Annotated in this window: 11 protein-coding genes and 3 pseudogenes; 9 read left to right on the top strand and 5 right to left on the bottom strand. The window is 63.4% G+C overall.

Annotated elements, in window-relative coordinates:
* Positions 1-245: 245 nt before the first annotated feature.
* Positions 246-470 (top strand): annotated as a pseudogene (locus tag KTN05_RS18775) (hypothetical protein); the annotation flags it as partial.
* 202 nt (positions 471-672) lie between these two features.
* On the opposite strand, the pseudogene KTN05_RS16585 reads toward KTN05_RS18775, so the two are convergent.
* From KTN05_RS16585 to KTN05_RS16565, 5 genes and pseudogenes are all read right to left on the bottom strand, one after another.
* Positions 673-904, bottom strand: a pseudogene (locus tag KTN05_RS16585) (transposase); the annotation flags it as partial.
* A 177-nt stretch (positions 905-1,081) separates the two neighbouring features.
* On the bottom strand, positions 1,082-1,606 hold the full coding sequence (locus KTN05_RS16580; RefSeq protein ID WP_254368306.1) for a TadE/TadG family type IV pilus assembly protein: 525 nt from the start codon (positions 1,604-1,606) through the stop codon (positions 1,082-1,084).
* Positions 1,607-1,749: 143 nt separating this feature from the next.
* Positions 1,750-1,923 (bottom strand): annotated as a pseudogene (locus KTN05_RS18770) (TadE/TadG family type IV pilus assembly protein); the annotation flags it as partial.
* A 370-nt stretch (positions 1,924-2,293) separates the two neighbouring features.
* The gene (locus KTN05_RS16570) at positions 2,294-3,679 is read right to left on the bottom strand and encodes a type II and III secretion system protein family protein (protein WP_217330497.1); all 1,386 of its coding nucleotides are present in this window, start codon (positions 3,677-3,679) and stop codon (positions 2,294-2,296) included.
* Positions 3,663-4,172: a hypothetical protein gene (locus KTN05_RS16565; RefSeq protein WP_217330496.1), complete on the bottom strand. Its 510-nt coding sequence runs from the start codon at positions 4,170-4,172 to the stop codon at positions 3,663-3,665. The genes KTN05_RS16570 and KTN05_RS16565 overlap by 17 nt, the downstream gene beginning before the upstream one ends.
* 430 nt (positions 4,173-4,602) lie before the next feature.
* Between KTN05_RS16565 and KTN05_RS16560 the strand changes: the two genes are divergently transcribed.
* The 8 genes from KTN05_RS16560 to KTN05_RS16525 all read left to right on the top strand — a co-directional run.
* Positions 4,603-4,773: a Flp family type IVb pilin gene (locus KTN05_RS16560; RefSeq protein WP_217330495.1), complete on the top strand. Its 171-nt coding sequence runs from the start codon at positions 4,603-4,605 to the stop codon at positions 4,771-4,773.
* A gap of 75 nt (positions 4,774-4,848) precedes the next feature.
* On the top strand, positions 4,849-5,355 hold the full coding sequence (locus KTN05_RS16555; protein ID WP_217330494.1) for a prepilin peptidase: 507 nt from the start codon (positions 4,849-4,851) through the stop codon (positions 5,353-5,355).
* A 57-nt stretch (positions 5,356-5,412) separates the two neighbouring features.
* On the top strand, positions 5,413-6,216 hold the full coding sequence (gene cpaB / locus KTN05_RS16550) for a Flp pilus assembly protein CpaB (protein ID WP_254368305.1): 804 nt from the start codon (positions 5,413-5,415) through the stop codon (positions 6,214-6,216).
* Positions 6,217-6,507: 291 nt separating this feature from the next.
* Entirely contained in the window at positions 6,508-7,530 is a 1,023-nt protein-coding gene (locus tag KTN05_RS16545; RefSeq protein WP_217330492.1) for an AAA family ATPase, read from the top strand.
* 102 nt (positions 7,531-7,632) lie between these two features.
* Entirely contained in the window at positions 7,633-8,979 is a 1,347-nt protein-coding gene (locus tag KTN05_RS16540; protein ID WP_371823397.1) for a CpaF family protein, read from the top strand.
* A 31-nt stretch (positions 8,980-9,010) separates the two neighbouring features.
* A complete protein-coding gene (locus KTN05_RS16535; RefSeq protein WP_217330490.1) occupies positions 9,011-10,009 on the top strand; it encodes a type II secretion system F family protein in 999 nt (332 codons plus the stop codon).
* Between the two features lie 13 nt (positions 10,010-10,022).
* A complete protein-coding gene (locus KTN05_RS16530; RefSeq protein ID WP_217330489.1) occupies positions 10,023-10,988 on the top strand; it encodes a type II secretion system F family protein in 966 nt (321 codons plus the stop codon).
* A 21-nt stretch (positions 10,989-11,009) separates the two neighbouring features.
* Positions 11,010-11,983: pilus assembly protein TadG-related protein (locus tag KTN05_RS16525; RefSeq protein ID WP_217330488.1), on the top strand; the 974-nt coding region annotated here is incomplete at its 3' end.

Raw genomic sequence — 11,983 nt, 5'->3', positions numbered from 1 at the left:
CCGCCGCGCTCCGCTTTGGGGAAGGTTCACATGGGTCAGTTCTCAGTGGAATTTACGCCCCTACCCGGGTCAGTTCCGGGTGGAAATCAACAGGCGATCCACTTAGCAGCAGCCCGGAAGCTGTTCAGAGAAACCGAACCATCTCTGATCCTGCCTGACGATGGGGGCCTTCTCAATCATCAGACAGGAGGCCTCCATGACAGAGGAGGAAGTAAGCCCGCTGCGTCAGCTGATGATCCAAGATCATGCGCATCCGCGGGCTGGGCTTTGGCGGCGCCGGGGCCCGGCTCAAGTATCGCGCCGCGCTCAGCATCTCCTACGGCGCAGGGCTCCGGGCCGCCGAGGTCTGCAATCTCAAGGTCGGCGACATCGACAGTGACCGGATGGATCCACCTCAAGCAGGGCAGGGCCCGGAAGACCGCAAGGTCATGCTGTCGCCAGGATTGCAGGAGTTGCTGCGCGACTGGTGGCGCGAGGCCCGGCCTGAGAGCTGGCTGTTCGGCAAGCCCAAGATGAACCCCATCTCACCGCCCACTGAACCGCGCCTAGACCTCGGCCAAGCACATGGCCGGGGTCAAGAAGCCGGCCCCCTTGCACACCTTGCGGCCCAGCTTCGCCACCCACCTTCCGGAGGCGAACACGGACGTGCGCGTGATCCACGTGCTGCTCGGGCAACCTCGGAATCTCCAGCGCGATCCGCCCGGCCCGAGTGTCCCAGTCCCGATCGCGGTATCCGTTGCGCTGGACCTCGCGCAGAGGCAAACGAGCGCCCTTGGCGGCGCCGGTTCGCTCTTCGACCTCCGCCTCCATGATCCGCGGCCGCGAAGGCCAGCATCTCGCGGACAAGGTCGCCATCGGCCTGCTTCTCAACCAGTTCGATCAGCATCATTCTGTCGTCGGTAATCGTCATCTCCGTATCGGTTCAAGGGTCTCGTAACCCGAACCTTCCCGAAGATCGGCGATGGCGCCAGCGTCACGCCCGGCCGCGCGCCGCGCTACGCCGGGGGCTCCGCGCGCGGCCTCCTGCACCAACGGCTGGGACACTGCGCTAGCCGCTTAGCGTATCTGCAAGATTGGCTTATCAGGATAGAGGGATATACCGATCCAAGGTCAACGTGATGCTATCTTCGTAAAGACCCGGCACCAGCAGCGTTAGCGGCTGACGCAGGGTGATCTGCATACCGCCGGAGGAGGGCAGCTCCAGCTCGACCTCCAACCGATCCCGATTGAAGGTGATCGACTCCCGGATGGCCGCTTCGAGGCGCTCGAGATCGCCGCTCGTCTTTGGCGGGTCAATCAGAGCCCTTCGCGTCGCGATGTCTGCGGCGAAGGCTAGCTCATTGCGTATGAACACGGCACGGCCGAACTCGATCACCCCCAGGATGAGGGAAATGGCGAGAAGGCCGACAAGCGCGAACTCGATTGCCGCCGTTCCAGAACCGCAGCGAACCGTGCGGCGAAGCTGCACCAGGCAGGTCATCGTACCTGCACCTGAATCGACCGCGATAAAAGCTTGTCTGGCAGGAATATTCCCGAGAACTCCTTTTGGGCGGCCAGAGAGTAATAGATGGCTGTGGGTCCGGGCCCCGCGCAGGTCGTGGAGCAATCTACTTCCGCTTGGGAGTTTTCAGGGCAGGCGCAGAGCGGTCTCACGGCTACCAAGACGGAAGCATCGTCTTTCGCCGCGCGCAGCACCCGATCGACTGCCCCAACGTCACCTCCCGCAATGGCACTTTGCGCCCCTGTCCGCAGAATCGACCCCAGCGCCATCTGTTCCGTTAGCGCGCGACCGACATCCACGGTTCCCAGAAGCGCGAATATCAGAAAGGGCGCCAGAAGGGCGAACTCGATGGCCGACGCGCCCTGTTCCGCCGAAATGACGGAGGACAGCTTGTGGCGAATCGCGAGCGGAAAGGATCGCATAGAGTAACTGGCCCCCTTTTTTGCTCTCTATGGGACGCATTTCGCGAGCCATCAAGGCCAGTACGATAGTGCCTCGGCGTCAAGCTGCGAGGCACTGGCCTGCTAGATCCTTTTCACAGGCCCGGTGAGGCCGTCGCTGGGGGGGCAACTGCGACCGAGGCCGCGCCGCCCATTTGGTATTGTCGGATCACCCCAGCCGCGCGGCCTCCGTCGCTGCCGGGGTGGGAACCCCCACCATCTGATACCACGGCCTGACTGCTCAGGTTCCTGATTTGCGCGGCACCAGCGCCCGGCCAGATTCCGTCCGAGTGGGTCATCGGGTTCGCGCACCCGGCTACCACCAGAACGATCCCGAAAACCATGCACTTGGTCACTTGGAACTACCCTCGATGATATGTCCGAACTCGCCCTTGATGGCGCGCTGGCGCACGCGGCGCTCCAGTTCGCCCCGGGTGATCTCCTGCCGGCCGGTGAGGACAAACTCCCGCTCTGACGTCAGGACCGAATCTTCGAGCGGCGTTGAAAGATACCTTGTGGCGCCGCCCGGCTTGTCGAGATACGGGGTCACAATGATCACCAGATCGGTCTCGTCCTTTTGCCATGACGACGAGCGGAAAAGGGCACCCAAAACAGGAACGTTCCCCAACCACGGCACTTGCGACATGCGCCGCGCATTGTTGCGCTGCAGCAGACCGGCGATAACGAAGCTCTGACCCGCGTGGAGTTCAATTGTGGTGCTGGCGCGGCGCGTGGAAAAGCTGGGCAGCACGATGGAGCCGGCGCTGTAGGTGTTGCTCAGGTCAACTTGGCTGACCTCCGGCTCCAGCGTGAGATTGATCAGGCCGTTGCTCAGCACGACGGGCGTGAAGCTCAGGCGGACGCCGAACTCCTTGTATTCGACCGTGACCTTGCCGTCGTCCTCGGCCACCGGAATGGGAACTTCGCCGCCCGCGAGGAAACTGGCCGTCTCCCCCGAGAGAGCCGCGAGCGTCGGCTCGGCCAGGTTGCGGACGAGGCCGCGTTCCTCCAAGGTCGAGAGCAGGACATTGACCGACACGCCATCCGCGACCATGCTGGCGAGGAAGCTGCCGAATGGCACTGGAGACGCGATCTGTCCCGTGCCGAGGCGGATGGTTGACCCCGAATCAGGGTCTCTCGCGTTGACGCCTATCCCGATGGCCCGCCCGGCGTCGCGGGACGCTTCGATCATCCGAACCTTGAGAAATACCTGCTGCGGATCGACGATATCGATCGCGTTGATCACGGCGTCCGAACCGTACTGATCAGCGATGTCCAGAACGCGTGTCAGGGTCACTGCGTCCGGCACCGTCCCCGACAACCGCAACCGCCCGTTCACGGAACTCACTCGGACGTTGCCGCCGCCGACTCCGGCGAGCACCGAGGACAGATCGTCCGTATCGACCGTGATTTCGAGCTCGACGAGTCCGACCAGCGTGCCCTCGCCCGAAAGCACCTGAAGGTTCGTCTGTCCGAGGCTCTGCCCCAGGATGAAGAACGAGCGCGGGGAGACGACGACGACATCCGCCACGGCAGGATTGCCGATCACCACCTCATCGATGTCCTGGTCTGTCGTGAATACCTGCGACTCGCCCGCCGTAATCTGCACCCGTTCGGCCCGGCTGGTGCTTAGCGTGATGCTGACGGTGCCCTGCGCGGCAGCGGCGACCGCGAGCGAGCACAGCAGCAGCACCGCCCAGGCAAATGAGGAAAAGATGGCTTTAACCGGAAAATACAAGGCCAAGAATCCTGAGATTGTTCTCGATCACGGGATGACCCGGCTGCAATGCCCGCGCTTGTGCCAGGTTCACTGAAGCCTTGTCGTACTCGCCCCTGAGAAAATACGAAAAGCCGAGATTGTTGTGATAGGCGAAAGTTTCGCCCTCGATCTTGCGGCACTTGCCGTAGGCCGTGTCGGCAAGGTCGAAACGGTGAAGCCAGTCATATGATGCTGCGAGGCCGAGACATGCCTCCATGTCCCGCGGCGAAGCCTTCAGCGCCATGTCGAAGTAGCGGGCGGCATAACCGAAGTTGCCGGTTTCGAAATTGGTCTTTGCCGTCGAGAGTTCAGTGCCCGCACGGATGCTCGGAACGCTTGCGGGAAGCGTCTGTCCCGGTGCCGCCGTTGTGCTTTCACTGCAGCCGGACAGCACGGCAAGTCCCGCCATCAGGATGAGCGCCCGACTGCGCGAGGCAGCGTGCAGGCCGCGCCGCCGCATCTTCCATGCCATGTCACAGATGCCCCTGTTTATCGGCGGTTCCTTTCGCATGCTGCTTTGTGCGAGTCCAGTCCGGTCCTAATGCGACGCACAGCTTGTGATTGCCGAGCAGTGATTCGGCGGGATTCCGCTTGCGCAGCGCAGAGTTGTGGACGCGCCGATTCACAGGGGGTAAACTCAGGTGTGACAAGCGGCACCATTGAGCTAAGTCGTTGTTGCGTAATGTCATTTTTCGGCATTATTTGAGAAAGGCAGTATCTGGGTGGCATTTATGCCACACTTTAGGTTGTGTCGTGCTCTCCCATAGAGAGTGCTAGACACAATCGTGGGCGTTCATTACATCCGTTTCTGACGCAGCTATCTGCGCGTCACGGTTGTCCGAATCACTCACAGACGAATCGGAGCCGGTCGTCTCAGCAATCAGTTTTTCAGGAATCGACCCATGAAGAATCTTTTCTCCCGTTTCTCCAAAAATGAGTCGGGCGCCACCGCGATTGAGTACGGCCTGATTGCCGCCCTCGTTGCAGTTGTCGTTGTCGGCGCACTGATGCTGATGGGCCCGCAGCTCGAAGCCACTTTCGGGGAAATTACCAACGCGCTTACGCCGGAATAAGATTGCGTGACACGAGATCGCCGGCTGATTTCCGTCAGCCGGCGATCTATCGGCCTTCAATATGGAGCATGCGCGATGAGTGTTCCGACCATTCTGGCCCTCCTGCTTTACCCGGTCTTGATGATCCACGCGGGTATCGGTGATCTCCGGACAATGCGGATTCCGAACCGCCTCGTCCTGCTGCTTTTCGCCGGGTACCTCGCGGCAATCCCGCTGGTCCCCCTGTCCCTGCCGGATGTCGCTTGGTCATTCGCCGCCGCGACCGTTGTATTCGCACTAGGCCTCGTCGGCTTTTCCTTCGGCTGGATGGGCGGGGGCGATGCAAAGCTTCTGACCGTCGCGACGCTGTGGCTTGGCGCCGGGAACGTCGCGCCTTTCATTTTCTATACGTCGATCTTCGGCGCGATCCTGACGATCATCATCCTGATCTTCCGCTCGCTGTCCCTGCCCGCCGGGTGGCAGAAGTCGGGCTGGATTTCCCGGCTGCACCAACGCGACGCGGGGGTGCCCTACGGGGTGGCAATCGCGGCGGCGGGTATCGTCGTCTACGCGAAAACGCCTTGGGTCGCCGCCCAGTTCTGAGCCGGCGGCACATTCGGCAGCGGGGCGACCCGCAAGAGAAGTAAAGAGGTAACGGGTATGTTGCGGACGGTGATCTTTGCACTGGCGCTGACGAGCGGTGGGGCCGCGGCGTGGCTCTCTGCCGGTTCCGCGTCCAGCAGCAATGACTCGGCTGCACTCGCCGAAACCCCGATGGAAAGTGTTCTGGTGGCGGCGGCCGATATCGCCCCCGGTGCGGCCATCGACCCCGCCGCGCTGCGCTGGCAGGCTTGGCCCCAGGCCGCCGTAAGCGACAGCTACGTCACCCAGCGGACGCGGCCGAACGCCCCGGAGGAGCTTGCCGGTCTGGCCGCACGCAGCGCCATCATGACCGGCGAGCCGGTTCACGAAGGCAAGTTCGCCTCGGACGATGGGGGGCTTTTGGCAGTCATGCTGCCGCCGGGAAAGCGGGCCGTCGCGGTCAGCATCAGCGCCGACACCACCGCGGGCGGGTTCATCCTGCCGAACGATCATGTCGATGTGCTTCATACCCGGTTGCGGCAGGGCGCGGACGGGCAGGTCGATGCGAACAGCCGCGCGATCCTCCGCAAGATCCGGGTTCTGGCGATCGACCAGACGATCGACGCGGGCACCGGCTCGGTCGTGGGCAAGACGGCAACGCTGGAACTGACCCCGCGAGAGGCGGAAACCATCGTGGCGGCCGAGGCTGACGGCGCCATCACGCTGGCACTTCGCGCCATCGGCGATGCCGATGAGCCCGAAACCGTCGGATACCTGCCGCTTGCCGAAATCGCCGGGGACGCGCCGGTTCACGAGCCTGCCGCAAGGACGGTTCGCGTATATCGCGGCGTCCAGCAGGAAGTTGTCGAGTTGCGCAGATGACGATGCAGGAAAAGGCGCGAGGCTGGCGGGTGGGTGCCTCGGGGGTTTGGGCATCGCGCCGATGAGCTGCGCGAAGGTGAGTGGACGCGGCGCATGACGACTGTGGCGACGAATTTTGGCGAGGTGGTGGACCAGCCGTCGGGGCGGGTTCCGTTCATTACCGTCCGGGCGTTCTGCGAGACGCCGGCCTGCACGTCCACCATCACCCAGGCCGCCACCGACCGGCGGCTGTCGCGCGCCGATGTCACGATCAGCGATGGCGGCCTGCGGGGCGCCGCACAATTCTTTACCATGAACCCGACGCCCGACCTTCTGGTAGTCGAAACCGGGGCGCAAGGGGACGATCTTTTCGCGGAACTGGAGGCCTTGGCCAAGGTCTGCGATGCCAAGACCAAGGTCATCCTCGTCGGCACGGTCAATGACATCTCGCTCTACAGGGGGCTGATGGAACGCGGGGTTTCCGAGTATCTCGTGGCACCGGCGGAGCCTTTGCGGCTCATCGGCGTCATCCTGAAGCTGTTTCCACAGGACGCCAGCGCGCGGCTTGGAAAGGTGCTGGCCTTCATCGGCACGAAGGGCGGCGTGGGGTCCTCGACCGTGGCGCAGAACACGGCCTGGTCCCTGTCCAAGAATAGGACAAAGGTGCTGCTGGCAGATCTCGATCTGCGGTTCGGAACGGCGGCGCTGAATTACAATATCGACGCGGCGGTGGGGTTCACGGAACAGCTGTCCGGGACCGAACGTCTGGACGACGCCTTCTTCGAGCGCGTTTTGCACAAGTATGGCCCGAACCTGAGCGTTCTTGCCGGGGCCACCGCGTCGCGCGACGTCGTTCCGCCGCCGCTGGAGATTCTGGACCATACTCTCGAGCGTGCGCGGGTGACCTTTCCCTTCGTCGTGCTGGATCTGCCGCATGAATGGTCACCCTGGGTCCGCCAGGCGCTCCTGTCGGCTGATGAGGTGATCGTCACGGCTGAACCGGACCTCGCGAATCTCAGGAACGCGCGGGTGCTGTTCGATCTGTTGAGGACCGTCCGTCCGAACGACGCCGACCCGCAGCTAGTTCTCAACCGGGTCGGTGTTCCGAAACGGGACGAGATCAAGACGGACGAGTTTGCGGCGGCGCTCGGCGCGCCCGTCGCGGCGAAGGTCGGTTTTGCGCCGCAGGCGTTCAGCAAGGCAGCCAATGGCGGGCAGATGATCGCGGAAGTCTCGGGAGCGGCCGGCCGGCCGTTCATCCAACTGGCGCAGGGGTTGAGCGGCAGGACACCCGCATCCGAGCCAAGGAAATTTCTCAGATGGCGTCGCGCGTAGCGGGCGAGCAGCCTTTTATTTCAGGGAAAGATTGAACGAATGTTCGGCAAGAGAGACGGCCTTGAGTCCCAGATAACCGGGCCGGTGGAACCCGCGCCGCCGGTGGCGCACCTTACCGTCGTTTCCAGCAAGCCGGAACCGGCGGCGGGTGAGGGAAAGCGCAAGTCTGCGCCGGAACGGGCCGCGATCTTCTACGACATCAAGAAGGAAATCTTCAGCGCGCTGCTGGAAGCCATCGATGTCACGCAGCTATCGCTGATGGAACTCGTGGAGGCGCGGCAGGAGATCCGCAGCATTGCCGGGGACATCCTGGCGGCAAAGAAGGCAGTCATCTCTGCCGCTGCACAGGACGAGATGGTCGAGGAGATCTGCAACGACGTTCTGGGTTATGGGCCGCTTGAGCCGCTGCTGGCGCGAGACGATATTGCCGATATCATGGTGAACGGCACCGATCCGATTTACATTGAGGTCGGCGGCCGGATGATCCAGACCGACATCCGGTTCCGGGACAACGCCCATCTTCTGAACGTCTGCCAGCGCATCGTCAGCCAGGTCGGCCGCCGCGTCGATGAATCGAGCCCGATGTGCGACGCCCGCCTGCCTGACGGCAGCCGCGTGAACGTCATCGTGCCGCCGCTGGCGCTGAACGGGCCGACGCTGACGATCCGGAGGTTCAAGAAGGACAAGTTGCGGCTCGATCAACTCGTGCAGTTCGGCTCGATCACCTCCGCGGGGGCGGAGCTGCTGAAGATCATCAGCCGCGTGCGCTGCAATGTGCTGATCTCCGGGGGAACGGGATCGGGCAAAACCACCCTGCTCAACTGCCTGACCGGCTTCATCGATGCTGATGAGCGGATCATCACCTGCGAGGATTCCGCCGAGCTGCAGCTTCAGCAGCCGCATGTCGTCCGCCTCGAAACACGCCCCCCGAACATCGAGGGACTGGGCGAGATCACGATGCGGCATCTGGTGAAGAACTGCCTTCGAATGCGCCCCGAGCGTATCATCGTGGGCGAGGTCCGCGGGCCAGAGGCCTTCGATCTGCTTCAGGCCATGAACACGGGCCATGACGGCTCGATGGGGACGCTCCATGCCAACACGCCCCGCGAGGCGCTCTCGCGGCTGGAATCCATGATCACGATGGGCGGCTTCACGCTTCCCACCAAGACGATCCGCGAGATGGCGGTGTCGTCGATCGACATCATCGTGCAGGCGGCGCGGCTGCGTGACGGCTCGCGCCGGATCACCCATATCACCGAGGTCGTGGGATTGGAGGGGGAGGTTCCCATCCTCCAGGACCTTTTCGTCTATGAGATGAGCGGCGAAGACGACCAGGGCAACATCATCGGCCAGCACCGTTCGACCGGGATCGTCCGCCCCGCCTTCTGGGACCGGGCGCGCTACTACGGCGAAGAGAAGCGCCTGGCCGCCGCCCTGGGTGCTGCATAGCGCCCTTCGACGCTCATTCTCCGGAACCGCCATGTCCCCGACCGTCCATTCCTTCCTTGTGTTTCTGCTCTCGGCGCTCAGCGTGGCGTGCCTGCTCTATGCCGTCTTCGTGCCGCGCTTCCGTCACGAAGCGCGCATGAAGACGCGCCTGCGGCTTGCGGCCGGCGCCACTGCAGACTTGCCCCGGCAGGCGAGCGGCGCGGGCAAGTCGCGCAAGCGCTCGATCGAGGAAACGCTCAAGCAGATGGAGGAAAAGCAGAAGGAAAATGCGCGGACCAGTTCCAGCCCCTCGCTGACCGAGAGGCTGCGGCAAAGCGGGCTGGGCTGGAGCAGGACGACCTACGCGGGCATCGGCCTCGCCGTAGGCCTGACAAGTCACGCGCTGTTCGAGTTCGGCTTTGGCTTTCGCCCTGGAGCAGCCGCAATCATGGGCATCGCCATGGCGTTGCTGCTGCCGCACCTCTATGTCGGTTATGAGAGGAGCCGCCGGCTCCTCGCCTTCCGCAACGAGCTTCCCAACGCGGTCGATGTGATCGTGCGTGGCGTACGCAGCGGCCTGCCGCTGGGTGACTGCCTGAGGCTGATCGCCGCCGAGGGGCAGGAGCCGGTGCGGAGCGAGTTCAAAACTGCCGTCGACGACCAGACGCTGGGTGTGCCGCTGCCCGACGCCATGCTGCGCCTTGCCGATCGCGTGCCCGTGCCGGAGGCAGGCTTCCTGGCCACCGTCATCGCGATCCAGAGCCGGTCCGGCGGCAACCTGACCGAGGCCTTGGCGAACCTGTCGTCCGTGCTGCGCGAGCGAAAGAAGATGCGCGCCAAGATCAAGGCGCTGAGTTCCGAGGCGAAGGCATCGGCCGGCATCATCGGTTCGCTGCCGCCCGCCGTGGCCGGCCTTCTCTACCTGACCAGCCCGCAATACATCTCGCTCCTGTTCACGACCACGACCGGACATGTGGTCCTTGCCGCCAGTGCAGTCTGGATGTCGATTGGGATTCTGGTGATGCGCGCCATGATCAACTTTGATTTCTGAGGGAGGCGGGACGATGTACGAAGCCTTCCAGATCTATCGCGACATCCTTGCCATGTTCCTGGCCGCCGTCGCCGTGTTCTGCGCTGTAATTGCCCTCGCATGGCCCTACCTCTTTCCAGACGTGCTTGGCGCACGTGTGCGGCGGCTTGCCGATGCCTGGCAGTGGAACCAGCTGAGCAGCGTGGGCGGGCCGACCGAGAAACCGAAGCCTTCCCTGCTCGCCAGCGAGCCGAAACGGATTTATGCGGCAATCGTCCGGCGCCTGCATCTTGCGCGCCAACTCGAGGACGGGGCCGCGCAGCAGATGTTGCAGAGGGCCGGATTTCGAGGACGCGCACCGGTCATCACCTTCCTCGCCATGCGGGTCCTGATGCCGCTCGCCGTGATGGGTTTCAGCGTCTTCTACCTCTTTGTCGTAATCAAGCCAGAAATCCACCCGATGCTCATGATCGTCGCGTCTCTGGCACTCGCGGGGCTCGGCTATTATCTCCCGGCGCTTTACCTGAAGAACCGGATCGACAAGCGGCAGAAGTCGATCTTCCGGGCGTGGCCCAACGCGCTTGATCTTCTGGTGATCTGCGTCGAATCTGGCATGAGTATCGAGCATGCGTTCCGCAAGGTCGCCGACGAGATCGGCGACCAGTCCAAGGAGTTGGCAGAGGAACTCGCGCTGACGACGGCAGAGTTGTCGTTTCTGCCCGACCGGCGCACCGCCTATGAAAACCTTGGACGCCGAACCGGCCTGGACGGCGTGAAGGCGGTCGTGAGCGGTCTGATGCAGTCCGAGCAATACGGCACCTCTTTGGGGACCGTCCTGCGTGTGCTCTCTGAGGAGAGCCGCAGCACCCGGATGAGCATGGCCGAGAAGAAGGCCGCGGCGCTTTCTCCCAAGCTCACCGTGCCGATGATCCTGTTTTTCCTGCCGGTTCTCTTTGCTGTCATCATTACACCGGCTGTCATCCAGATATTGAACGAATGACCGCGGGTGAAGGGACGTGCCATGAAGCGCTTTGAAGTGAAGAATCTTCGCCGCCTGTCCGAGGCATTCAGGGATCGCAGCGGCGCCACCGCGATCATGGCGGCACTTTGCATGCCTGTCGTGGCGGGCGGCATGGGCCTTGGAGCCGAGGCCGGATACCACCTGCTGCTCCAGCGCAACATGCAGCAAGCTGCGGACATGGCCGCCCATGCTGGCGCGATCCGGCTTCGCGCCGGAGACGGAAAGGCGAAGGTCCAGGCAGCGGCCGAGAACGCGGCCATCCGGTCGGGCATGCCGGCTACGGGAACAGACATCGTCGTCAACACGCCACCTGCGAGTGGCGCGTACAAGGACAGGACCAGCAGCGTCGAGGTCGGGCTCAGCAAGGCACAACCCCGGTACTTCTCGGCCATCTTCGTCGATGAGCCGGTGCAGATATCTGCCCGCGCAGTTGCCAACGTGACGTCATCCACCTCGCGGGCCTGCGTTCTGGCCTTGGCACCGACCGCTTCGGGGGCTGTCGCGATCAGCGGTTCCACCGATGTGTCGATCCAGAATTGCGACGTCGTGTCCAACTCGAACGCGAGCGACGCCTTCCGCATGCAAGGGAACGGGAAGCTCACCGCCGGCTGCGTGCGAGCGGTCGGCGGGGCAGTCACCACCACCGGCCTCGACATGCGAAACTGCGATGCGGTCGAACAGATGGCCCCGGTCGTGCGCGATCCCTACGCCGATGTTGCCGAGCCAGCCGTCGAGGGGCTCTGCACGACACCGGACAAGAAGGAGACGTCGTTCAAGACGAACTTCATCCATTCCAGCGGGGTTCGCGCGCTGCGGATCTGCGGCGGGCTCGACATCAAGGGCCACGCGCGTTTCGAACCGGGGCTCTACATCATCGACGGCGGGGATCTGAGCATCAACGCGAACGGCGAAATGGCGCTTGACGAGGCCTCGATGGCCGGAGAGGGCGTCACGTTCTACCTGGCCAATGGTGC

It is taken from the genome of Paracoccus sp. Z118 (genome assembly GCF_019061185.1).
Classification (GTDB): Bacteria; Pseudomonadota; Alphaproteobacteria; order Rhodobacterales; family Rhodobacteraceae; genus Paracoccus.
This window is presented reverse-complemented; position numbering and strand designations above follow the sequence as displayed.

Excerpts from the sequence above, each read along its gene's own strand:
- cpaB (WP_254368305.1), top strand. The coding sequence starts at position 5,413 with ATGTTGCGGACGGTGATCTTTGCACTGGCGCTGACGAGCGGTGGGGCC.
- KTN05_RS16555 (WP_217330494.1), top strand. The coding sequence starts at position 4,849 with ATGAGTGTTCCGACCATTCTGGCCCTCCTGCTTTACCCGGTCTTGATG.
- KTN05_RS16560 (WP_217330495.1), top strand. The coding sequence starts at position 4,603 with ATGAAGAATCTTTTCTCCCGTTTCTCCAAAAATGAGTCGGGCGCCACC.
- KTN05_RS16535 (WP_217330490.1), top strand. The coding sequence starts at position 9,011 with ATGTCCCCGACCGTCCATTCCTTCCTTGTGTTTCTGCTCTCGGCGCTC.
- KTN05_RS16530 (WP_217330489.1), top strand. The coding sequence starts at position 10,023 with ATGTACGAAGCCTTCCAGATCTATCGCGACATCCTTGCCATGTTCCTG.
- KTN05_RS16565 (WP_217330496.1), bottom strand. The coding sequence starts at position 4,172 with ATGGCATGGAAGATGCGGCGGCGCGGCCTGCACGCTGCCTCGCGCAGT.
- KTN05_RS16545 (WP_217330492.1), top strand. The coding sequence starts at position 6,508 with ATGAACCCGACGCCCGACCTTCTGGTAGTCGAAACCGGGGCGCAAGGG.